The organism is Kocuria nitroreducens (assembly GCF_042879195.1).
GTDB lineage: Bacteria > Actinomycetota > Actinomycetes > Actinomycetales > Micrococcaceae > Kocuria > Kocuria nitroreducens.
The window spans coordinates 76,789-98,992 of the sequence record NZ_JBHZTC010000014.1; the positions used below are offsets into that span (position 1 = coordinate 76,789).

Here is a 22,204-nt window from a genome sequence, read left to right on the forward strand (position 1 = left end):
CTATCCGAGGCGCTTCAGCAGCTTCTCGGTCGAGATCATGGCGCCGCCCAGCACCGCGGGCAGTCCGCCGCCTGGGTGGACGGACGCGCCCACCCGCCACAGCCACGGCCGCAGCGGACTGGTGTGGGCCGGGGCGTGGAACGGTCCGCTGCGCCACGACGGCCGCACCGCCCCGTACAGCGCCCCGCCCTCCGACCCGTGCGCGGCGAAGTACGCGGGGTCCAGGATCTCCGTGCTCCGGAACCGGTCCGTGATCGGTCCGGGCAGCCCGAGCACCCGCGCCGTGCGCTCGAGCTCGCGCGCGACGAACGGGTCCTCGAGGGCGTAGGACTTGCCGTTGGCCGGCGCGGTCAGCAGCAGGGCGAGCGTGGCCGCGCTGTTGGGGTGGCCCGGGTGCGCCGGGTAGTGGTTCGCGAAGGCCATGGTCTGCTCGGGCTCGGAGCCGGCCTCCAGGTCGGCGTAGAGGTCGGCGGGGCGGTCGGGCAGGACGACGCCGTGCCGGGGCGTCCCGTCGGGCAGCTCGGAGTCGAGCACGGCGTAGATCGCGATCGCCGAGCAAGTGAGCCGGCGCGGGGCCCGCCCGGCGCGCCCCGCGAGCAGACCGTCCAGCCGGTGGGCGTCGACCCCGCTCACGACGGCGTCGGCCGGATACGCGCCCCGGTCCGTGAGGACGCGCCGGCGGGTGACGGAGCGGACCGGTTCACCGGTGCGGAGCTCGACCCCGGCGTCCACGGCGAGGCGCTGGAGCGCCTCGACGAGCTCGTAGACACCGCCCCGGGGGATCCAGACGCCGTCCCGGGCCATCACGGCGGGCATGCTCGCGTAGAGGGCCGGTGTCCGGGCCGGGCCGACACCGGCGTTGAGGGTGTGGATGGCGATGACCTCGCGCAGGCCCTCCGGCAGCCAGGTGAGGCTGTCGAGGTAGTCGCGGGTCGTGAGCCTGCGCCCGTACAGCCTCCCGAGCCGGCCCAGCGCGGGAAAAGCCGCCCGGTCCAGCACATCGGTGGTCAGCAGCCGCGTGATGTCCGGGCCCAGCACGCCGTGCTCGGCCTCGAAGCGGTTCCACGCCGCGTGCCAGGGGTGCCCGGGCGGAACGGGCAGCTCGCACCGGGTGCCCCGGTAGTAGTAGGTGCCGACCGCGGGCAGTCGCTCCAGCTCCAGCCCGGCCGTCTCCGCGGCGCGGGGAGCCCGCGCCGCCGGGCGTGCGGTGCGGGCGTCCCGCAGACGGTCCAGGCGGCGGAGGAGCTCCTCCCAGACGCCGGGGAAGGTGAAGAGGGACGGTCCGGTGTCCAGGCGCTGCCCCGCGGCCTCGAGGCGGCGGCTCTTGCCGCCGAGGTGCTCGGCGGCCTCCAGCAGGGTGACGCGGTGACCGGCGTGGCCGAGCAGGACGGCCGACGTCAGCCCGCCGATGCCACCGCCGACGACGACGACGCGGCTCACGGGTACAGCCCGAAGAACAGCGCCACCGTCAGCTGCACACCGGCCACGGCGCCGGCGACGTAGGGGAAGGCGATGGAGTGCCTGTAGAGACGATGACCGGTCTCGGGCCGCGGGTCCCGCAGGAGGGAGACCACGAGCCACCCCGCGATGAGCGCGTTGACCGCGGCCACCAGGAGGCTGACCAGCGCGAAGCCCAGCGTGGACGCGACCCACCAGCCACCGCTCCACAGGGCCGTCCCGCGGGGTCCCAGCCGGACCGCCGTGGTGGTGATGGCCACCGCGCTGTCCTCCTCGATGTCCTGGACGGCGTCGAACGCGTGCTTGGCGACGCTCCAGGCCATCAGGCCGAGCGCCGCGGGCCACACGGGAGCCGCCCCGAGTGCGCAGGGGACGAAGACCAGCGGCAGCGCGTAGGCGGCGTTGCTCAGCGAGTCGAGGTACGCCCGGGCCTTGAAGCGCAGGGGTGGGGCCGAGTAGAACACGAAGACCAGGACGTACAGCGCGATCCACCCCAGGGCGGCCGGGGGCAGGGACAGGACGAACCAGACGACGAACGGCACGTTGGTGACGAGCACCCAGGTCCAGATCGCGCGGACCTCGGAGGGCTCGATCCGGGCTCCCTCGAGCGAGCCCTTGCGCGGGTTGAGGGCGTCGGTGTCCTGGTCGAAGACGTCGTTGACGCCGTAGATCAGCAGGTTGAACGGGAGGGTGAGCCACAGCAGGAGCGGCAGGGCCTCCCACTGCCAGAGCGACCCGGCGAGCCACATGCCCACCACACCGGGGCCCAAGGTGTTGACCCAGAGCACCGGCCGCGAGATGTGGACGATCCGGTGCACCGCGGGGGCGGGTCTCGCCTGGGGCACGGAGGGCCTCCTCGGACGACGGGTGACCGGGAAAGCCCGGGTGCACCCCACCCTACGTGGGGTCCGGGGCCTCCGGCGCGGCCCGCAGCCGGTCCGTTCGTGCTCGGGCCGGCCGCGGGGCAGACTGTGGGGGTGCGCATGATGCTGCTGACCTCCGGAACCCGCGGCGACGTGGAGCCCTTCCTGGCGCTGGCCCGGTACGCCACCGCACGGGGCCACCGGGTCCGCCTGGGGGTGCCGGAGAACTCCGGGGCCGACCTCTCCGGGGTCGACGCCGTGAACCTGGACGTGGACTTCCACCGGCTGGTGCGGACCCACGGGCTCACGCCGTGGACGGCGGTGCGCCACTTCCGCTCCGAGGTCGCCCCGGGGATGCGGCGGATGCTCTCCGCGGCGGTGCGGGAGACCCTGGCGTTCGGACCGGACCTGGTCGTGCACCACCCCCTGATCCTCACCGCACCGGCCGTGGCGGACGCCCTCGGCGTTCCTCGCGCGCTGGCCGAGTTCGTGCCGGTGGCGACGCCCACGCAGGAGTTCTCCGCGCCGGGCGGACCCACGGTCTTGAAGGACCTCGGGCGGTTCAACCGGGCGACCTACGCGGTGCCCCGCAGCGGCGCCCGGCTGTTCCGGGGGGACGTCGAGCGCGCGTGCCGGCAGCTGCCGGGCGGCCGGGCGGCGTCGCCGCCCGCGGCCTCCCGCGCCACGCTGATGGGGATCAGCCCGCAGCTGCTGCCCCGGCCCGCCGACTGGCCGGCCAGGGTGCACCTGACCGGCTCCTGGCACCCCGGCACGGGCGGGCCCGCCCCGGACCCGGCGGTGGCCGAGTTCGTCCGGGGCGGGCCGTGCCTGGTGGCGACCTTCGGCTCCATGGCGGCCGGCGACCCGTCCGCGCGGGGGAGGACGGTCGTGGACGGCGCGCGCGCCCACGGGCTGCGGACCCTCCTGGTCACGGGCTGGGGCGGGCTGGCCCTGCCCGAGGACCGCCGCGGCGAGGACGTGCTCGTCGTGCCGGCCGCGCCGCTGGACGCCGTGCTCCCGGACGCCGCCCTGGCGGTCCACCACGGCGGGGCGGGGACGGCGCACACGGTGGCCCGCGCGGGTGTCCCGTCCGTGGTGGTGCCCTTCCTCGTCGACCAGCCCTTCTGGGGCCGGCAGCTGCACCGGCTCGGCGTCGCCGCGGCCCCGATCCCGCGCCGGAGGCTGACGCCGGGGGCCCTGGTCCCCGCGGTGGGCGACGCCCTCGCCCGGCAGGAGCAGGCGCAGCGCGTGGGGCGCGCGGTCCGGGAGGAGCAGGGCCTGCGGACCGCACTCGACGTCCTCACCGGGCTCTGACCCCGGGCGGCGGGCGGAGCGCGCCCCGGGGCAGGGAGCCAAGGCCCCGTGGCCGGTCCGGCCACCGCGGCCGCACTCATCAGACCGGCTGACGGGTCAGGGTCGGAAATCATCGCTGTTCCTCACGGGTGGTGGCTCCGATACTGGAGGGACCGGGCAGCGCCCGCCCGCCCTCACCCCTCCCGGAGGACAGCACCATGACCGTCGACCTGCTCCCGTCCCGTTCCCCCCAGACCTCCTCGCGCCCGGACGACGTCTCCGACCGAGGGTCTGCGCCGCAGACCCTCGGGGGCGGGCGGCACCGTCGGTCCGACGTCGAGCCGGCCTGCCCGTACTGCGCGGGTCCCGAGACCGACTGAACGGTGCACCGCTCCCGGTGCACGGGCGCGCGGCGGCAGGATCTCCGTCGTAGTGTGGTGGGGGACACCCCGACCGGAGGAGATCGGCCATGGAACGGCGCCTGCCCCAGTGGTCCGAGCTGCGTCCGCTCCTGCAGTTCGAGACCCCCTCCCTCGACCGCCGCGCGGCCCGGCTGGCCGGGGCCGCGGACCTCTGGGACCTGCGCCGGATCGCCCGCCGCCGCACCCCGCGCCCGGCGTTCGACTACGTGGACGGCGCCGCCCAGCGCGAGCTGACCCACCGGCGCTCGCGGGAAGCGTTCGACGCGGTCGAGCTGCTGCCCCGGATCCTGCACGGCATCGCCGCCCCGGACCTGTCCACGCCGATCGCCGGGTCCTGGTCCGCGCTGCCGTTCGGCATCGCCCCGACCGGCTTCACCCGCTTCATGCACGCGGAGGGCGAGGTCGGGGGCGTCCGCGCGGCGGAGAAGGCCGGCATCCCCTTCACGCTGTCCACCATGGGCACCCGCTCGCTGGAGGAGGTGGCCGCGGCCGGCCCGGGCGCCACCCGCTGGTTCCAGCTGTACCTGTGGAAGGACCGGGCCCGGTCCCTGGACCTGCTGGAGCGGGCCGCGGCCGGCGGCTACGGCACCCTGCTCGTCACCGTGGACACCCCGGTGGCGGGCCAGCGGCTGCGGGACGTGCGCAACGGCATGGTCATCCCGCCGAGGCTCACGCCGCGGACGGTGCTCGACGCCTCCTACCGGCCCGAGTGGTGGTTCAACTTCCTGACCACGGACTCCTTGAAGTTCGCGTCCCTCTCCGGCACGAGCGCCGACCTGCCCACCATCACGAACTCGATGTTCGATCCCACCCTGTCCTACGAGGACCTCGAGTGGATCCGCGCCGTGTGGCCGGGGAAGCTCTTCGTGAAGGGCGTGCTCACTCGGGACGACGCCCGGCAGTCCCTGGCCGCCGGCGCCGACGGGCTGGTGGTCTCCAACCACGGCGGCCGCCAGCTCGACCGCGCCCCCGCCTCGCTGCACGCGCTGCCCGAGGTGCGGGACGAGGTGGGCGAGGGCGTCGGGCTGATCCTGGACTCCGGGGTCATGAGCGGCGCCGACGTCATCACCGCCCTGTGCACCGGAGCGGACTTCGTGCTCATCGGCCGGGCCTACCTCTACGGGTTGATGGCCGGGGGACAGCAGGGGGTGGAGCGGGCGATCGAACTGCTGGCCGAGGAGGTGCGGATCAGCATGCAGCTGATGGGCGCCGAGACGATCGCCGACCTGGGCCCGCACCTGCTCGGCACCCGCCACCACCCCGACCTCTCCCGCAGGGACGCGCCGGCCGACCAGCGCTGAGCCACCGGACCCGTCGCCGCGTTCTGTCGGCACGCGGCCAGGGGCACCGGCAGAACGCGACGCCTCGCGGGCGGCGGGCCCGTGGGCTGCTAGAGGTCCGCGAGCACCGACACCGGGTTCTCCACCGCGTCGGCCACCATGCGCAGGAAGCCGCCGGCGGCCCCGCCGTCGCACACCCGGTGGTCGAACGCGAGGGAGAGCTGGGTGACCTTGCGGACGGCCAGCTGCCCGTCGACCACCCACGGGCGGTCGATGATCCGGCCGATCCCGAGGATCGCGACCTCCGGATGGTTGATGATCGCCGCGGCCCCGTCCGTGCCGAACACCCCGTAGTTGTTGAGGGTGAACGTGGAGCCGGACAGCTCGGCGGGGCCGGCCCTGCCGGAGCGCGCGAGCTCGGTGAGCCGCCGGAGCTCGGCGTCGAGGCCGCGGGCGCTCAGGGTGTGCGCGCTGCGGATGTTCGGCACCACGAGCCCGCGGTCGGTCTGCGCCGCGAAGCCCAGGTTCACGCCGTCGAAGCGCACGATCTCCTGGCTGCCGTCCCCGAGGGTCTCGATCCGGGTGGCGAGCTCCGGGTGGCGGGCCAGGCCGGCGAGCACGAACCGCGCGATCAGGGCCATGAGTCCCGGCGCGGTGGCGGGGTCCTGGGCCTGGAGCTCGGCGCGCAGCTCGACCAGCTTCGTGGCGTCCACGTCCACCCAGACGGTGGCCTCGGGGATCTCGGCGCGGGAGCGGGTCATGGCCTGCCCGATGACCTTGCGGATCCCGGAGACCGGGAGCCGCTCGGCCACCCCGAGCCCCGTGCGGGCGTCCACGGCGGACGGCACCGCGGTGGACGGCTCCGGGGCCGGGGTCGACGACGGGGCGGCGCTCTCCGGCGGGACCGGGGCCGCGGGGGCGGCCGCCGCGGCCACGACGTCGCGGCGCAGGATGAGCCCGCCCGGTCCCGAGCCGCGCACGGTGGAGACGTCGACGCCGCGGTCCTTGGCGAGCTTGCGCACGATCGGCGAAACGACCGTGGGCGCCAGGCGCGGGGCCGAGGCCATCGCGTCGTGGGCGGCGCCCGCGGCGGCGGAACCAGCCGGGGATCCGGCCCGCTTCGGCCGGCGCCGGCGCCCGGCCGTGCCGCCGGCGGGCGTGCCGTACCCGATGAGCACGCTGCCCGATCCGGCGTCGTCCTCGGGGGCCCCGGAGGTCCTGGCGGCCTCGGCGGCCGCCGCGGGGTCCGCCCCGGCGCGCTCCTCCTCCCGGTAGGTCTGCCCGCCCTTGGGCCCGCCGCCCTGCGGGGCGGGGGTCCCCGCCCGGTCCCCGGTGTCGACGGAGATCAGCGGCGCGCCCACGTCGAGGGTCTGCCCCGAGGCGCCGTGCAGCTGGTGCACGGTCCCGGCGAAGGGGCAGGGCACCTCCACGGCGGACTTGGCGGTCTCCACCTCGGCGATCGGCTGGTCCACGGCAACGGTGTCGCCCACCTGGACGAGCCAGCTCACGAGCTCGGCCTCGGTCAGTCCCTCGCCGAGGTCCGGCAGGGTGAACGTCCTCACGGTCATGGTCAGTCCTCCCACTGCAGGTCGTCCACGGCGTCGAGGATGCGGTCGACGCTCGGCAGGTAGTGCTCCTCGAGCTTGGGCGCCGGGTACGGGATGTCGAACCCGGTCACGCGGCGCACGGGCGCGGCCAGGGAGTGGAAGCAGCGCTCCTGGACACGGGCCACGATCTCGGCCGCCACGGACGCGAAGCCCGGCGCCTCGGCCACGACCACCACGCGCCCGGTCTTCCGCACCGACGCGGCGACCGTCCCGTCGTCGAACGGGACGATGCTGCGCAGGTCCACGACCTCGAGCGAGCGCCCCTCGCCGGCGGCGGTCGCCGCGGCCGCCATGGCGGTCGGCACGGACGGCCCGTAGGCCAGCAGCGTGGCGTCCTCACCGGCGCGGGCGACGACGGCGCGGCCCTCCCGGCGCTCGGGCGCCCGGTGCTCGTAGCGGTCCTTCAGCTCGGCCAGGTCCACGGGGGCCTTGGACCAGTAGAGCTTCTTGGGCTCGAAGAACACGACCGGGTCGTCGGAGTCGATCGCCTCGCGCAGCATGAGGTAGGCGTCCTCGACCGTGGCGGGGGTGAACACCTTCAGGCCCGGGGTGTGGGCGTAGTAGGCCTCGGAGGAGTCGCAGTGGTGCTCCACGCCGCCGATGCCGCCGGCGTACGGGATCCGGATGACGACCGGCAGGCGCACGGCGCCGCGGGTGCGGTTGTGCATCTTCGCGATGTGCGAGGCGACCTGCTCGAAGGCCGGATAGGCGAAGGCGTCGAACTGCATCTCGATGACGGGGCGCATCCGGTTCATCGCCATGCCCACGGCCATGCCGGCGATCCCGGACTCGGCCAGCGGGGTGTCGAAGCACCGGGTGCGGCCGAAGCGCTTCGTCAGCCCGTCGGTGATGCGGAAGACGCCGCCGAGGGTGCCGACGTCCTCGCCGAAGACGACGACGGCGTCGTCGGCGGCCAGCGCGTCGGCCAGGGCGGTGTTGAGCGCCTGGGCGAAGGTGGCCGGCTTGACCGCCGGAGCCTCGCCGGCCGGGGCGGGGGCGTGCAGGGTGCTCACTGTCCGGTCTCCTCTCGGGCGAGCTCGGCGGCGAGGAACTGCTCCTGCTCGGCGAGCTGCGGGGTCTGCTCGGTGTGGACGTGGCGGAACAGCTCGAGCGGGTCGATCTCCACGTCGGCGTTCATGCCGTCGCGCAGGGCCGTGGCGACGTCCTCGGCGGCGGCGGCGATGCGCTGCTCCGCCGCGTCGTCGAGCAGGCCCTCGGCGCCGAGGTAGGCGCGCATCCGGGTCACCGGGTCCTTGGCGATCCACTCCTGCACCTCGGCGTCGTCCCGGTAGCGCGTGGCGTCGTCGGCGTTGGTGTGCGCCTGCATGCGGTAGGTGTGCGCCTCGACGAGGAGGGGTTCGGACTCGGAGCGCGCGAGGTCCACGGCGCGGCGCAGGGTGGCGAGCAGCGCCACGAGGTCGTTGCCGTCCACGCGCTCGCCGGCCATGCCGTAGCCGACCGCCTTGTGGGCGAGGCTCGGGGCCGCGGACTGCTGGGACAGGGGCACGGAGATCGCGTAGCCGTTGTTCTGCACGAAGAACACGACCGGCAGCTTGAACACGGCCGCGAAGTTCAGGGCCTCGTGGAAGTCCCCCTCGCTGGTGGCGCCGTCCCCGCACATCGCCAGGACCACGGTGTCCTCGCCGCGCAGCTTGGCCGCGTGGGCCACGCCCACCGCGTGCAGCAGCTGGGTGGTGAGCGGGGTGGACTGGATGCCCACGCAGTGCTCGTACGGGTCGTAGCCGCCGTGCCACTCGCCGCGGAAGATCGCCATGACCTGCAGGGGGTCCACGCCCTTGGTCATGACCGCCACGGTGTCCCGGTAGGTGGGGAACAGCCAGTCGTCCTCCCGGAGGCACAGGGCGGCGGCCACCTGGCAGGCCTCCTGGCCGTGGCTGGACGGGTAGACGGCCATCCGCCCCTGGCGGACCAGCGCGGAGTTCTGGTCGTTGACCCGCCGCCCGACCACCAGCTTCTCGTAGGCCTCCAGCAGGACGTCCCTGGCCGGCAGCGGGTACTCGTGGCCGGGGCCGGTGCCCTGCTCCTCGGGGGCGAGCAGCTGCCCGCTCGGATCGACCATGCGGATCTCGCCGCGGGCCGGGAGCATGTACTGCTCCGGTGTGATGCCGAAGGTCTGGGAGGCCCGGAGGATGGGGTCCTCGGGGGTCTCGACGGTCTGGCTCATGATGTCCCCTCGGTCGGTCCCCGGTCCGATCGCGGACCCGGGGAGGCAGGAAGGCCGGTGCAACTCTGTCTTCCCAGTATGAGAACGGGGCATGGTTCGTATCCACAAGGCCGGGAAAGTGCAGAAGACTGAGACGAACAGTGCACGGCACGTGGACGAAATGTTCTAGTGTGGCGTGGAGCACACGCATTCGTCCGGCGCGTTCCGGAGGCTGCGACCGACCCGCCCCGAAGGAGCCCGCCGTGCCCTCGACCCCCGTGCCGCTGGACGAGACCGACCGGAAGATCCTCGCGGCGCTCTCCCGGGACGCGAGGCAGTCGGTGACCGCGATCGCCGCGGCCGTGCACGTCTCCCGCGCCCACGCCTACGCCCGGATCAACCGGCTCCGGGACGAGGGGGTGATCCTGCGCTTCAGCACCGTGATCGACCCGGTGCGGGCGGGCCTGCAGTCCTCCGCCTACGTGACGCTCAAGCTCCAGCAGAACACCTGGCGGGAGCTGTGCGCCCAGCTCCGGGCGATCCCCGCCGTGCACCACATCGCCCTGGTGGGGGGGAACTTCGACGTCATGCTCCTCGTGCGGGCCGTGGACACCGTGCACCTGCGGCAGGTGATCTTCGAGCACATCCAGCAGCTGCCCGGTGTGGTGGACACCCAGACGTTCCTGATCTTCGAGGACATCGACACCCGGGCCTGACGCGCGGCTCCGGCACGGGCCCGCGCACGGCCGGCGTCATGAACCGTCACGGTCGTCATCTTGCGTCGCGGAAGGACACCCACTACCTCTGCGCATAGTGTTGTTCCAGCTTCACGAGACGTGACCGCCAAGCTCCGACTGGGTCACGCACCAACCCCATGCTCATTGGGTGGTTCGGATGAGGAAGCGGCCTGCATCTTCCGCGGCGCGCCCACCGGGCCCGTGCGGATGACCGGTGCGGGTAAGAGCAAGGCACAGGAGCAGCGACATGTCCATCCCCGTGACCGACCACGACCTCGCAACCCGGCAGATCCACTCCGGCACCCACGACCAGGTCACCCAGCGCACCCTGACGGTGCCGATCTACCAGACCGCGGCGTTCGAGTTCCCGGACTACGAGGCGGCCCGGCAGATGTTCGCCCAGACCCGGGCGGGCTTCACCTACACGCGCACCGGCAATCCCACGGTGGCCGTGCTCGAGCAGCGGATCAGCGACCTCGAGGGCGGCGCGGGCGCCGTGGCGACCGGTTCCGGGCAGTCCGCCGTGGCCGTCGCGCTGCTGGCCCTGCTCGGCCAGGGCACCGGCAAGCACCTCGTGGCTTCCGAGAAGCTCTACGGCGGGACGGTGGACCTGCTCACCGACTCCCTCGCGGACTACGGCATCGAGGTCTCCTTCGTGGACCCGACCACCCCGGGGGCGTGGGCCGCGGCCGTGCGCCCCGACACCCGGGCGTTCCTGCTCGAGTCCATCGGCAACCCGCTGGCCACCCTGCCGGACCTGCCCGGGATCGCCGACGTCGCCCGGGCCTCCGGGGTGCCCGTCGTCGTCGACAACACCCTCGCGTCCCCGGCCCTGTACCGGCCGCTGGAGAAGGGCGCCGACATCGTGGTGCACTCGGCCACCAAGTTCCTGGGCGGGCACGGCAACGCGCTCGCCGGGGCGGTCGTGGACGGCGGGACCTTCGACTGGTCCGCGCGGCCCGGGAAGTGGCCGCAGTTCACGCAGGCGCGCGCCCGCTGGGGCGGGCTGAGCCTCGTCGAGAAGTGCGCCGGGACCAGCCCCTACCTGCACCTGGTCCGGGCGAAGTACGTGCACGACCTCGGCACCACGCTGTCCCCGTTCAACGCCAGCCAGATCCTGCAGGGCACCGAGACCCTCGACCTGCGCGTGGCCCGCCACACGGACTCGGCCCTCGAGGTGGCCGAGTTCCTGGCGGGGCACCCCGCCGTCGCCCGCGTCCACCACCCCGGCGTGCCCGGGGACCCGGGCGCCGGGATCGCGGCCCGGGACTTCCCGCGCGGGACCGGCTCCGTGTTCTCCTTCGACCTCGCCGCCCCAGACCACGCCGTGGGTCCGTTCATCGACGCGCTCCGGCTGTTCAAGCTGGTCGCCAACATCGGGGACACCCGCAGCCTCGTGGCCCACCCGGCGGCGATGACGCACTGCCGTCTCACCCCCGAGCAGCGCCGCGCCGGCGGGATCGCCGAGACCACGATCCGGCTGTCGGTCGGCCTCGAGTCCCCCCAGGACCTCGTGGCCGATCTCGGCCAGGCCCTCGACACCGTCGTCGGCACCGTCCAGACCTTCCGGAAGTGAGCCCCACCATGACGTCCTCCACCGAGATCCGCACCCGCCACGGGGGCTTCACCACCACCGCCGTCCACGCCGGTCAGGAGCCCGACCCGCTGACCGGGGCGGTCATCCCGCCGATCTACCAGACCTCCACCTTCGCCCAGGACGGGATCAACGTGCTGCGCGCCGGGCACGAGTACAGCCGCGGCTCCAACCCCACCCGCAGCGGCTTCGAGGAGCAGCTCGCGGCCCTGGAGCGCGGCGTGCGCGGGTTCGCGTTCGCCTCGGGGATCGCCGCCGAGGACGCCCTGCTGCGCGCGGTGCTCCGCCCGGGCGACCACATCGTGCTCGGGGCCGACGGCTACGGCGGCACCAACCGGCTGATCACCAGGGTCCTCGCCCCGTGGGACATCGGCCACACGCCCGTGGAGATCACGGATCTCGACGCCGTCCGTGCGGCCGTGCGGCCCGGTGCCACGAAGGTGCTGTGGCTCGAGACGCCGTCCAACCCGCTGCTCGGCATCGCCGACGTCGCGGCCTGGGCCCAGCTGGCCCGGGACGCCGAGGCGCTGCTCGTCGTCGACAACACGTTCGCGTCCCCGTACCTGCAGAACCCCCTGGAGCTCGGCGCGCACGCCGTGGTGCACTCCACCACCAAGTACATCGGCGGGCACTCCGACGTGCTCGGCGGCGCCGTGGTCGTCGGGATGGCCGCGTGGCGCGGGGCCCCGCTCGCCGAGACGGTCGGCTTCCAGCAGTTCGCCGCCGGCGCCGTGGCCGGCCCCCAGGACAGCTACCTGGCCGCCCGCGGGCTCAAGACCCTGAGCCTGCGGATGGAGCGTCACCAGGACAACGCGCAGCGGATCGCCGAGTGGCTGCTGGAGCGCCCGGAGATCTCCCAGGTGCTCTACCCCGGGCTGCCCGGGCATCCCGGCCACGCGCTCGCCGCCGCGCAGATGCGCGGGTTCGGCGGCATGGTCTCCTTCCGCCTCGCCGGCGGGGAGGCCGCGGCCCGGTCGGTGGCGGAGGGCACCCGGCTGTACTCGCTGTCGGTGAGCCTGGGCGGGGTGGAGTCCCTGATCTGCTACCCCTCGGAGATGACGCACGCCTCCGTCCGGGGCACCGCGCTGGCCGTGCCCGTGGACCTGGTGCGGCTCTCGGTGGGCATCGAGGACGTCGAGGACCAGCTGGAGGACCTCGAGCGCGCCCTTGCCGGCGCCTCCTGACCCCGGCTGCCGGGGGCACTAGCCTGGGGTGCATGAGCACCGGCACCCCGTACGACGACGACGCCCCGCTCGAGCTCCCCGGATCCGTGGTGAGCACGGAGTGGCTGGCCGAGCACCTCGGCGAGCCCCGGCTCGTGCTCGTGGACGCGAGCTCCACGCTCAACCGGGCCGAGGAGGCCCTGCCCGGCGCCCTGCGCCTGGACCTGGACGGGAGCTTCTCGGACCCGTCCTCGGCCCTGCCGCACACGGCGCCCCCGGCGGAGCAGCTGACCGCGGCGGCCCGCGCGCTCGGCGTCTCGCGCACGAGCACGGTCGTGGCCTACGACGGCAAGGGGATCTTCGCGTCCGCCCGGGTCTGGTGGATGCTCCGGACCGCGGGCTTCGACCGGGTCGCGGTCCTCGACGGCGGCCTCCCGGCATGGGTCGCCGAGGGCCGGCCCACCGGGGCGCACGCCGCGCCGCCGGCCGCGCCCGGCGACGTCGAGCTCGTGCCCGGTGAGGACGGCTTCGTCGGGGCGGAGGACGTCGCGCGCGCCCTGGCCGACCCGGGCGCCACCGTCCTGGACGCCCGCTCCGCCGGCCGGTTCGCGGGCACCGAGCCCGAGCCGCGGCCGGGTCTGCGCCCCGGGCACATGCCGGGGGCGGTCAACCTGCCGTACACCGACCTGCAGGACGCGCACGGGCGGCTGCTGCCCTTGCCGCAGCTGCGGGAGCGGATCGCGGCGGCCGCGCCCGAGGGACGACGGATCGTCACCAGCTGCGGGTCGGGCCTCACGGCGTGCGTCCTGGCGCTGGGCGCCCACCTCGTCGGCCGCGAGGACGTCGCGGTCTACGACGGCTCCTGGAGCGAGTGGGGCCGTCCCGGTCCCCGGCCCGTGGCGGGCCCGGAGGAGGTCAGCCGCGGACCGGGTCCTGCCCGGCAGGAGTGAGCCGCCCGGCGGCCTGGTCCGCCTGCCGGTCCCGGGTCCCGGGCCCGGGGTCGTCCAGCGCGGCGGCAGCGGCGAGGATGTTGCGGGCCATCGACGGGAAGATGAACCCGTGGAAGGGCCACACACCCCACCAGTAGAGCCGGCCCGGCAGGCCCCGGGGGAAGAAGATGGCCCGCTGCCTGTACCGGCTGCCGTCGCCCTCGGGCTCCACGGACAGCTCAAGCCACGCCCGGCCGGGGGCGCGCATCTCGGCGTGCAGGAGCAGCTTGTGCCCCTCCTCCATGGCCTCGACCCGCCACCAGTCCACGTACTCGCCCACCTGCAGGTCCGTGGCGTCGCGGCGGCCGCGGTTCAGGCCGGCCCCGCCCACGAGCTTGTCCATGACGCCGCGGACCTGCCACGCCAGGGGCAGCGAGTACCACCCGTTGCGCCCGCCGATGGACTCGATGACCCGCCACACCTGCCCGGGCCGCGCCGGGCCCGTGCGGCTGCGCTCGTCCACGAACACCGTGCGCCCCGCCCAGTCCGGGTCCGAGGGCAGCGGGTCCGCGGCGGCCTCGGAGGAGCTGTAGTGGACGTCCCACGTGGTCTCCACGGAGTTGTCCTCGATCTTCTTCAGCGCGAGGGCCACCGCGCGGCGGTAGCCGGCCAGCCCCTCGGGGGGCTGCGGGATGTGGTCGTCGATGTCGTGCTCGCCCGCCACGGCGTCGTGCTGGAGCGACTGCACGAGCGGCAGGGCCAGGCCCAGGGGGATCGGGGTGACCATGCCCACCCAGAACCCGGACAGCCGGGGTGCGGGGAGGGGGAGGTGGAAGACCACCCGCCGGCGCAGCCCGGCGACCCGGGCGTAGCGGCGCATGGCATCCGCGTAGGTCATGACGTCGCGGGAGCCGATGTCGAAGGCGCGGTTGAGGTCCTCCGGCAGGTCCATCGCACGGACCAGGTAGTACAGCACGTCACGGACGGCGATGGGTTCGATGCTGTTGGTCACCCAGGACGGCGCCGGCATGATCGGGAGGGTGTCGCCGAGGTGGCGGATCATCTCGAAGGACGCCGAGCCGGAGCCGATGACCACACCGGCCTGGAAGACCACCGCCGGGACGGAGCTCTCGAGCATGATCTCGCCCACGCGGACCCGGGATCGCATGTGCTGGGACAGCTCCACCCCCTGGGGGTGCAGACCCGAGAGGTAGACGATGCGCCGCACCCCGGCCCGCTCGGCGGCCCGCGCCACGGTCCGGGCCATCTCGGCCTCCTCCTCCTCGAACTGCCGGGAAGCGCCCATGGAGTGCACCAGGTAGTACAGGGTGTGCACGTCCTGGCACGCGGCGGTCATCCCGTCGAGGTCGTTGAGGTCCGTCTCGGCCACCTCCACCCGGTCCCGCCACGGCACGGCGTGCAGCTTGCCCGGTGACCGGACGGCCACGCGCACGGCGTGCCCGTCCTCCAGCATCCGGGGCGCGAGGCGCCCTCCGATGTAACCGGTGGCACCGGTGATGAGGACGCGCTGGGGAGAGCTCATGGCCTGCCTTTCGTGCGGGTCCCGCGAGCCTACCAACGCCGCCCGACAGGCGCCCGGCCGGGTCCCGGTCCCGCCTGTGCTGCGGGCTGCGCGCCCGTCCGCGCCCCGGCACGCCGAACGGCCGCGTGCCGGGGCATCGCGGCCGTTCGGCCTGTCGTCGGGCGGGAAAGGATCAGGGCAGGGCCAGGCGGAACACCTTCGCCCACGCCGAGGCGACCTGCTTCGGCAGGGGCCCGGTGGTGTAGGGCAGCTCGTAGCGCTCGCAGATCTCGCGCACCTTGACGGCGACCTCGGCGTAGCGGTTCGAGGGCAGGTCCGGGAACAGGTGGTGCTCGATCTGGAAGGACAGGTTGCCGGTCATGAGGTGCATCAGCTTGGACCCGGAGATGTTGGCCGAGCCGATCATCTGCCGCACGTACCAGTCGCCGCGGGTCTCGCCCTCGATCTGCGCCTCGGTGAACGTGTCCGCCCCAGCGGGGAAGTGGCCGCAGAAGATCACGGCGTGCGCCCAGATGTTCCGGACGGCGTTGGCGGTGAGGGTCGCGGCCAGGGCCTGCTTGCCTGAACCGGTGAGCGTCGCGGCGGCGGGCGTGGCCACGTAGTCCTTCGCGGCCTGCTTCACGAACTTGACGCCGAGGGCCTTCAGCGCGCGCTGGAGCTCCGCCTTGGTCTTGCGGCCCTCGCGGTACTCGTCGAGCTCGAGGTCGTAGATCGCGATCCCCCACTCGAAGACCGGGGCCAGCAGCGCGTTGTACAGCGGGTTGCCGAGGTTCCGGGGCGTCCACTCCTGGTCCTCGTCCATGCGCAGGATGGTGTATCCGACGTCCCGGTCCTTGCCCACCACGTTGGTCCAGGTGTGGTGCAGGTCGTTGTGGGTGTGCTGCCACGCCTTCGCCGGGCTCACGAAGTCCCACTCCCAGGTGGTGGAGTGGATGTCGGGGTCGCGCATCCAGTCCCACTGCCCGTGCAGCACGTTGTGGCCGATCTCCATGTTCTCCAGGATCTTGGCGAGGGTCAGCATGCCGGTGCCGGCGAGCCAGGCGGGCTTGTGCTTGGCGAACAGGAGGGTGGCGCGCCCGGCCAGCTCGAGGGAGCGCTGCGTGGCGATGACCCGGCGGATGTAGGCCGCGTCCTTGGCCCCTCGGGTGGCGATCACGGATTCGCGGAGGGCGTCGAGCTCGCGCCCCAGCTCCTCGATCTGCGCGTCGGAGAGGTGGGCGGCGGCGGAGGGCTTGGCCGACTCGGTGGGCCGGCCGGAGTCGAGCAGCAGCGGGGTGACGACGGTCATGGTGTCTGTCCTTCGGAAAAGGGGTCGGGGAACGAGTGCTGGAAGTTCGGGTCAGGCGTCGAGGCTGACGGGACCGGCGGCCGTGGACACGCAGGTCTGGACGAGGTGGCCGGGCTCGCCGTGGACCTCGCCGGTGCGGGTGTCACGGACCTGCCCGGAGAGCAGCGGGGTCACGCACGCGTGGCAGATGCCCATGCGGCAGCCGCTGCGCATCATCAGGCCGGCGTCCTCCCCGGCGGCCAGGAGCGTCGTGCCGCTGTCGGCCTCGACCTCCTTGTCGGACTTCTCGAAGGTCACGCGCCCGCCCTCCCCGCCGGAGCCGGGGGCGACCACGGCGGCGAAGCGCTCGACGCGCAGCTCGCCCTCCTCGTGCTGCCAGAGCGCCTCGGCGGCGTCGAGGAAGTCGGCGGGACCGCACGCATAGGCGGCGCGGTCGCGCCAGTCGGGGCACGCGGAGTCGAGGTCGGCGGTGGCCGCGAGGTCGAGGCGGCGGCCGCGCTCGCCGGTGAACCACTGGACGAGACGGAAGCCGGAGAACTGGTCGGTGAGCTCCAGCAGCTCCTCGCGGAACAGCGACTCCTCGGGGGAGCGCGAGGAGTGCACGAGCACGAGGTCGGCGTCCGCACGACGGGGCACGAGGGTGCGGATCATGGACATGACCGGCGTCAGGCCGCTGCCGGCGGTGAGCATCAGGAGGGGGCGCGGGCTCTCGGGGAGGACGAAGTCGCCCTCGGGCGGGGCGAGGAACAGGACGTCACCGGGCCGGGTGCCCCGGACGAGGGCGGTGGAGACCTTGCCCATCGCCGTCACCGTGATGGCCGGGTCCTGGCCGGCGCCCGTGCTGAGGGAGTAGGAGCGCCAGTACCGCACGCCGTCGATCTCCACGCCGATGCGGGCCCACTGGCCGGCCTCGTGCGCGTTCCAGCCGCGGCCGGGGCGGAAGCGGATCGTCACCGAGTCCGCGGTCTCGGGCACCACGGAGGTCACCAGGCCGCGCAGCTGGCGGGCGCTGGCGAGGGGGTCGACGAGGCGCAGGAAGTCCTCGGGGGAGCGGGGCGTGGTGAAGGCCGACGCCAGGCGGGTGAAGAGTCGCAGTTGGGGCACGTGATAACTGTGCCCCAAATCCGGCTGTCGTTCTCGTCATGTCACGTACTCTTTCCGCAGAGAAACTGTGGTGTCGGAATGAAAGCGGGGAAACGTGGAGCGGATGGGTCACACGGAGCACGAGCAGCCGGCGGGCCGGGCGGACCGGGAGCTGCCGTGGACCTCCCTGCCGCCGACGCTCACCCCCCTCCTCGTCCCGCACCTGGCCGCGGTGACGGAGGAGCTGTTGGACGCCGTGCGGTTCGACGTCCCGGTCTACGCCCGGCCGCTGGAGGGACTGTTCGGCGACAGCATCCGGCGGGGGGTCGAGGTGGCCCTGACCCGGTTCCTCCAGCTGCCCGGCACCCAGCAGCCGGCGCTGATGGGCGACGACCGGCGGGTCTACGAGGGGCTCGGCCGCGGCGAGGTCCGTGAGGGCCGACCGATGGACGCCCTCTTCGCGGCCTACCGCTCCGGGGCGCGCACCACGCTGCGCTCGCTCTCCCGCGTGGCCATGGACGCGGGGTTCGAGGCGTCCGTGCTGATCGGCCTCGCGGAGTCCGTCTTCGCCTACATCGAGGAGCTCTCCGCGGCCAGCGCCGAGGGCTACGCCATGGAGCAGTCCGAGCGCGCGGGGGAGCGGGACCGTCTGCTGGACGCGCTCGCGGACATGCTCGCCCGCGGCCACGTGGCGGAGGACGCGGTGCGCACCGCCGCCGCCGCCGCGGGGTGGCCGGTGCCCGACCGGGTGGTCGTGGTGACGCTGGCCGCCGACCGTCGGGTGGGACTGCGCTCGCGCCTGGGGGAGCGTGCGCTGCTCACGTCCCGACCCGGCGACGTCGTGGCGGTGGTCCCCGAACCCTCCTCGCCGACCGGCCGCCGGGAGCTGGAGCGCGCGCTCACCGGACGGGGCGCGGTGATCGGCCCGGGCCGGCCCTGGTACGCGGCCCCCGACTCCCTGCGCCTGGCCGTGCTGACCCGGGACCTGCTGCAGCGGGAGGAGCCGGCCGACCCCGGACCGATGTGGGTCTCGGAGCACCTCATGGAGCTCGTCCTGCACAGCGAGCGCGGCGTGGTCGAGGACCTCGCCGCGCAGTGCCTGGCGCCGCTGGAGGACCTCAAGGCCGGGCAGCGGGAGCGGCTGGCCGCGACCCTGCTGTGCTGGCTCGAGCACCACGGGCAGCGGGCGGCGATGGCCGCCGAGCTCAACATCCACGAGCAGACCGTGGGCTACCGGGTGAACCAGCTCCGGGAGGTCTTCGGGGACCGCCTCAACGACCCCAAGAGCCGGTTCGAGCTCGAGCTGGTGCTGCGCGCCGGATTCCGGTGAGGCGGCGCCACGGCGCGCCCGCCGGACTCAGCCGGTCCGCTTGTAGGCCTCCCGCTCCCGGGCGTCGGAGTCGATCTGCTCCTGGACCGTGATCGCGCTCCCGCCCAGGTGCGCCGGCATCCACCACGCGCCGGGCTCCGGGGTGACGGGGTAGCTCTCGATGCACCGGTCGATCCCGTCCTGCAGCGCCGCGCGCAGCCGGGCGCCCGCGGCGCGGACGTCCTCGTCGCGGGTCACCTGCAGCACCGGGCCGACGTGGACGCGCACCGGCGTGCGCCACACGTCGCGCAGCCGGATCCGGCCGCGACCCCGGGTGAGCATCCGGTGGCCGCCCCACACGGACACCGGAATGATGGGGGCGCCGGTCTCGGCGGCCATGCGCACGGCACCGGTGCGCAGCGGGCGCACGGTCCAGCTGCGGCTGACCCCGCCCTCCGGGAACACCGCGAGGAACTCGCCGCGCGCCAGCTTCACCACGGACTCGGCGTAGGCCGGGGAGCCGTCGGCGCGGTCGACGACGACGTGGTCGCACAACCGGCACACCGCCGTGACGAAGGCACTGCCCGTGTGCTTGCGTGTGATGAGGAAGCGGGAGTGGGCCCGCAGCCGGCGCCAGACCACCAGCTGGGCGAAGACGAAGTCGAGGTAGCCGAAGTGGGTCACCGCCACGACGGCGCCCTTTCCCGGACGGACCTCCCGGTGCAGGCCGTGCACCACCTGGTCGGTGGGCAGGTGCTCCTCGCCCGAGGCCAGCAGGGGCACGCGGAACAGCTTCACCGCGGCGAGGCCGGTGAGCACCATGGCCCGGTAGGCGTACTTGTTGGGGCGCAGCTGCGGGGCCACGGGCCTCCCTCGGGAAGGGGCCCGCGGGAGGCGGGCCGGGAACGGTCTGCGGAGAATCGTAGACCAGGGCGCGGCGCGGCGCGGCGTCGGTGCCGTGCGTGACGGCGGGGAACCGCCGCCGTCAAGTGCGGTCATCCCCCATACCGGGGCCGGGCCCGGCCCCGATACGCTGGCAGCACCGCGCCGGTCCGGCGTCCGCGGCACCGGGTGCTGCGACCGGTTCCGCCCCTGCCGACCAGGAGAACCCGATGTCCTACCTTCCACCGTCAGCACCCCGTCCGCAGTACCGGGCGCAGGGTGACGACCGCACCATCGCGGTCCTCACCCACCTGTCCGGCCTGATCGGCGCGCTGGTCTCCGTCGGGTGGCTCGGCTTTGTGGGTCCCCTCGTCGTGTGGCTCGTGTACAAGGACCGGAACCCCTTCCTGCGGGCCACCTCCGCCGGGTCGTTCAACTTCAACCTGTCCATGTGGCTGCTCAACGTGGCGGCGTGGGTGTGCCTGTTCACCGTGATCCTGATCCCGGTGGCGATCGTGCTGTGGATCCTCGCCGCGGTGCTGCTCGTCGTGTGCCACATCCTGGCCGTGCTGAAGGCCAACAAGGGCGAGGTGTACCGCTACCCGCTCCAGCTGCCGGTGCTCAACTAGTCGGGGCGGGCTCCGTCCGGGGCCGGTGCGCCAGCACCACGACCGCCACCAGGACGAGCAGGGCCGCGCTGAGCCCGTCGAAGCCGATCAGCGCCAGCACCGGTCCGGCGAGCGCGCCGCCGGTCGCCCCGGCGAGGTTCATGAACAGGTCCGAGACGCCCTGCAGCTTCGGCCGCTCGGCCGGCGGGACGGCCTCGGCCACGAGCGTGGATCCTGCGACCGTGGACGCGGACCAGCCGAGCCCGAGCAGGACCAGGCCTACCGTCACCAGCACCGGGGACGTCGAGCCGAGCCAGGACAGCACGAGGGACGTCACGAACAGGGCCTGACCGAGCAGGACGGTGGGGCGGCGGCCGGCCCGGTCCGCGAGCCAGCCGAACACGGGGGCCAGGGCGTACATCCCGGCCACGTGCAGGCTGATGGTCAGGCCCACGACGCTCAGCGACGCACCGTGCAGGGTCAGGTGCACGGGCGTCATGGACATGAGCGCCACCATGACGGCGTGGCTCAGCGCCACGGTCAGCACGGCGCGGCGGGCGGGCGACGAGGACCGCAGCACCGCCAGCCCGCCCGCGGGCGAGGGCTTGTTCCTCCCCGCGGCCTCCCCGTCGGCCACCGCCAGCAGCAGGGGGTCCGGCCGCAGCGCCGTGAGGTAGACCAGGGCCCCGAAGGCCTGCGCCACGAGCGCGATGACGAACCCGCCCGTGAGCTCCGGCAGGCCCAGGGCCCGCCCGAGCAGCTCGCCGGGCTCGAAGAGGTTGGGCCCGAGCACCGCGCCGATCGTCGTGGACCAGACCACCAGGGACAGGTCGCGGGCGCGGGTGTCGTCCGGGGCGAGGTCGGTCGCCGCGAACCGGGACTGCAGGTTGAGCGCCGAGCCGGCGCCGAGCAGCGCCAGGCCCATGAGCAGGACGGGGAAGCTGGAGAGGACGGCGGCGCTGATCGTGATCAACGCACCGGCCATGGCGGTGAAGGCCCCGGTGCTCAGCGAGATCCGCCGTCCGCGGGCCTGGGCGAGCCGGGCGAGAGGGACGGCGAGCAGGGCCGCGCCCAGGGTGTTCATGGTCGCGGCCATGCCGGACCAGGCCGAGGAACCGGAGACCTCGGTGACGAGGAGGGCCCCCAGGGCCAGGGTGGCGCCGACGCCCAGACCGCCGAGGACCTGGCCGAGGGCCAGGACGCGGACGACCTTCCGCTGCAGAGCGCGGCGGTCCACGGTGGAGTTCGTCGGGTGCACGACCGCCATCCTATACCCCAGGGGGTACTCCTCCGGGATGTGCCGGAGTCCTCCGGTGTGGTTCGATGCTCGGCATGAGCTCCCTGCCCGATCCCGCGACCGGACTCGTCCTCGGCGAGGACGGGCTCGCCCGCCCCGCCTGGGCGGCCACGGACCCGCTCCTGCGCGCGTACTACGACACCGAGTGGGGCCTCCCCGTGCGGGACGAGCGGGGGCTCTACGAGCGGATCTGCCTCGAGGGCTTCCAGTCCGGGCTGTCCTGGGCCACGATCCTGCGCAAGCGGCCCGCCTTCCGGGCGGCCTTCGCGGACTTCGACCCGGACACGGTCTCCGGCTTCGGCCCGGACGACGTCGACCGGCTCCTGGGCGACGCCGGGATCGTGCGCCACCGGGGCAAGATCGAGGCCGCCGTCGGCAACGCCCGCGCCACCGTGGCCCTGCGCGCCGAGGGCGGGCTGGCCGAGCTCGTGTGGTCGTTCCGCCCGGCGCAGACCCCTCGTCCGCGCTCGGCGGAGGAGGTCCCGAGCCGCTCGCCGGAGTCCGAGGCCCTGTCCCGGGCCCTGCGGGCGCGCGGCTTCCGCTTCGTGGGGCCGACCACGATGCACGCGCTCATGGAGGCGGTCGGGATCGTCGACACCCATCCGGTCGGCAGCCACCGCCGGGGCAGCTCCGGGGTGTGGCCGGAGGCGCCTGAGGGTGCGTAGGATTCCTGGCACCGAACCC

The 22,204-nt window shown here is 74.1% G+C and carries 20 protein-coding genes and 1 riboswitch; of the genes, 10 read left to right on the forward strand and 10 right to left on the reverse strand.

Translation table 11 applies throughout. From position 1 onward, the window contains the following. Positions 1-1,440, reverse strand: a complete 1,440-nt coding sequence (locus tag ACFYE1_RS11215) for a phytoene desaturase family protein (RefSeq protein WP_387742752.1) — start codon at positions 1,438-1,440, stop codon at positions 1-3. Further along, positions 1,437-2,303, reverse strand: coding sequence for a UbiA family prenyltransferase (locus ACFYE1_RS11220; protein ID WP_387742754.1), 867 nt, complete (start codon positions 2,301-2,303; stop codon positions 1,437-1,439). Before ACFYE1_RS11220 ends, ACFYE1_RS11215 begins: the two co-directional genes overlap by 4 nt. Positions 2,304-2,441: 138 nt before the next feature. On the opposite strand from ACFYE1_RS11220, the gene ACFYE1_RS11225 reads away from it, so the two are divergent. The 3 genes from ACFYE1_RS11225 to ACFYE1_RS11235 all read left to right on the forward strand — a co-directional run bounded on the left by ACFYE1_RS11225 (position 2,442) and on the right by ACFYE1_RS11235 (position 5,337). After that, positions 2,442-3,635 (forward strand): glycosyltransferase, encoded by a 1,194-nt coding sequence (locus tag ACFYE1_RS11225; protein WP_387742756.1) that lies wholly within the window; start codon positions 2,442-2,444, stop codon positions 3,633-3,635. A gap of 197 nt (positions 3,636-3,832) precedes the next feature. Beyond that, a complete protein-coding gene (locus ACFYE1_RS11230; protein WP_387742758.1) occupies positions 3,833-3,994 on the forward strand; it encodes a hypothetical protein in 162 nt (53 codons plus the stop codon). A gap of 89 nt (positions 3,995-4,083) precedes the next feature. Next, positions 4,084-5,337: an alpha-hydroxy acid oxidase gene (locus tag ACFYE1_RS11235; protein ID WP_387742760.1), complete on the forward strand. Its 1,254-nt coding sequence runs from the start codon at positions 4,084-4,086 to the stop codon at positions 5,335-5,337. Positions 5,338-5,426: 89 nt separating this feature from the next. On the opposite strand, the gene ACFYE1_RS11240 is transcribed toward ACFYE1_RS11235, so the two are convergent. Genes ACFYE1_RS11240 through ACFYE1_RS11250 form a run of 3 tightly spaced genes read right to left on the reverse strand, consistent with a single transcriptional unit; the run spans position 5,427 to position 9,108 of the window. Next, entirely contained in the window at positions 5,427-6,884 is a 1,458-nt protein-coding gene (locus ACFYE1_RS11240) for a dihydrolipoamide acetyltransferase family protein (protein WP_387742762.1), read from the reverse strand. Positions 6,885-6,886: 2 nt separating this feature from the next. Further along, positions 6,887-7,936 (reverse strand): alpha-ketoacid dehydrogenase subunit beta, encoded by a 1,050-nt coding sequence (locus ACFYE1_RS11245; RefSeq protein WP_387742764.1) that lies wholly within the window; start codon positions 7,934-7,936, stop codon positions 6,887-6,889. Then, on the reverse strand, positions 7,933-9,108 hold the full coding sequence (locus tag ACFYE1_RS11250; protein ID WP_387742766.1) for a thiamine pyrophosphate-dependent enzyme: 1,176 nt from the start codon (positions 9,106-9,108) through the stop codon (positions 7,933-7,935). The genes ACFYE1_RS11245 and ACFYE1_RS11250 overlap by 4 nt, the downstream gene beginning before the upstream one ends. Positions 9,109-9,350: 242 nt before the next feature. Between ACFYE1_RS11250 and ACFYE1_RS11255 the strand changes: the two genes are divergently transcribed. The 4 genes from ACFYE1_RS11255 to ACFYE1_RS11270 all read left to right on the forward strand — a co-directional run bounded on the left by ACFYE1_RS11255 (position 9,351) and on the right by ACFYE1_RS11270 (position 13,531). Then, positions 9,351-9,803, forward strand: coding sequence for an Lrp/AsnC family transcriptional regulator (locus tag ACFYE1_RS11255; RefSeq protein ID WP_387742768.1), 453 nt, complete (start codon positions 9,351-9,353; stop codon positions 9,801-9,803). A gap of 109 nt (positions 9,804-9,912) precedes the next feature. Then, a riboswitch (SAM riboswitch) is annotated at positions 9,913-10,034 on the forward strand. A gap of 37 nt (positions 10,035-10,071) precedes the next feature. Continuing rightward, entirely contained in the window at positions 10,072-11,400 is a 1,329-nt protein-coding gene (locus ACFYE1_RS11260) for an O-acetylhomoserine aminocarboxypropyltransferase/cysteine synthase family protein (RefSeq protein WP_387742770.1), read from the forward strand. Positions 11,401-11,408: 8 nt separating this feature from the next. Continuing rightward, the gene (locus ACFYE1_RS11265) at positions 11,409-12,602 is read left to right on the forward strand and encodes a cystathionine gamma-synthase (RefSeq protein ID WP_387742771.1); all 1,194 of its coding nucleotides are present in this window, start codon (positions 11,409-11,411) and stop codon (positions 12,600-12,602) included. A gap of 32 nt (positions 12,603-12,634) precedes the next feature. Beyond that, entirely contained in the window at positions 12,635-13,531 is an 897-nt protein-coding gene (locus tag ACFYE1_RS11270) for a sulfurtransferase (RefSeq protein WP_387742773.1), read from the forward strand. Here the strand turns inward: ACFYE1_RS11270 and ACFYE1_RS11275 are convergent. The 3 genes from ACFYE1_RS11275 to ACFYE1_RS11285 form a co-directional block, all read right to left on the reverse strand. Beyond that, complete coding sequence (locus ACFYE1_RS11275) at positions 13,497-15,053, reverse strand: SDR family oxidoreductase (RefSeq protein WP_387742775.1); 1,557 nt, start codon at positions 15,051-15,053, stop codon at positions 13,497-13,499. The genes ACFYE1_RS11270 and ACFYE1_RS11275 overlap by 35 nt on opposite strands. A 172-nt stretch (positions 15,054-15,225) precedes the next feature. After that, on the reverse strand, positions 15,226-16,341 hold the full coding sequence (locus ACFYE1_RS11280) for a fatty acid desaturase family protein (protein WP_387742777.1): 1,116 nt from the start codon (positions 16,339-16,341) through the stop codon (positions 15,226-15,228). A gap of 51 nt (positions 16,342-16,392) precedes the next feature. Continuing rightward, positions 16,393-17,445, reverse strand: a complete 1,053-nt coding sequence (locus tag ACFYE1_RS11285; RefSeq protein ID WP_387742779.1) for a ferredoxin reductase — start codon at positions 17,443-17,445, stop codon at positions 16,393-16,395. Between the two features lie 103 nt (positions 17,446-17,548). Between ACFYE1_RS11285 and ACFYE1_RS11290 the strand changes: the two genes are divergently transcribed. Beyond that, positions 17,549-18,754 carry a PucR family transcriptional regulator gene (locus tag ACFYE1_RS11290; RefSeq protein ID WP_387742781.1) on the forward strand — a complete coding sequence of 402 codons (1,206 nt, stop codon included), beginning with the start codon at positions 17,549-17,551 and terminating at the stop codon, positions 18,752-18,754. Positions 18,755-18,781: 27 nt separating this feature from the next. Here the strand turns inward: ACFYE1_RS11290 and ACFYE1_RS11295 are convergent, their stop codons facing one another. Then, on the reverse strand, positions 18,782-19,597 hold the full coding sequence (locus ACFYE1_RS11295) for a lysophospholipid acyltransferase family protein (RefSeq protein ID WP_387742783.1): 816 nt from the start codon (positions 19,595-19,597) through the stop codon (positions 18,782-18,784). Between the two features lie 248 nt (positions 19,598-19,845). Here ACFYE1_RS11295 and ACFYE1_RS11300 point away from each other — a divergent pair, with 248 nt between their 5' ends. Further along, positions 19,846-20,244: a DUF4870 domain-containing protein gene (locus tag ACFYE1_RS11300; protein ID WP_387742784.1), complete on the forward strand. Its 399-nt coding sequence runs from the start codon at positions 19,846-19,848 to the stop codon at positions 20,242-20,244. Here ACFYE1_RS11300 and ACFYE1_RS11305 read toward each other — a convergent pair. Next, the gene (locus ACFYE1_RS11305) at positions 20,237-21,490 is read right to left on the reverse strand and encodes an MFS transporter (protein WP_387742786.1); all 1,254 of its coding nucleotides are present in this window, start codon (positions 21,488-21,490) and stop codon (positions 20,237-20,239) included. The two genes, ACFYE1_RS11300 and ACFYE1_RS11305, sit on opposite strands and share 8 nt — an antisense overlap. Positions 21,491-21,546: 56 nt before the next feature. On the opposite strand from ACFYE1_RS11305, the gene ACFYE1_RS11310 reads away from it, so the two are divergent. Further along, the gene (locus ACFYE1_RS11310) at positions 21,547-22,185 is read left to right on the forward strand and encodes a DNA-3-methyladenine glycosylase I (protein ID WP_387742788.1); all 639 of its coding nucleotides are present in this window, start codon (positions 21,547-21,549) and stop codon (positions 22,183-22,185) included. The last annotated feature ends 19 nt before the right edge of the window (positions 22,186-22,204 follow it).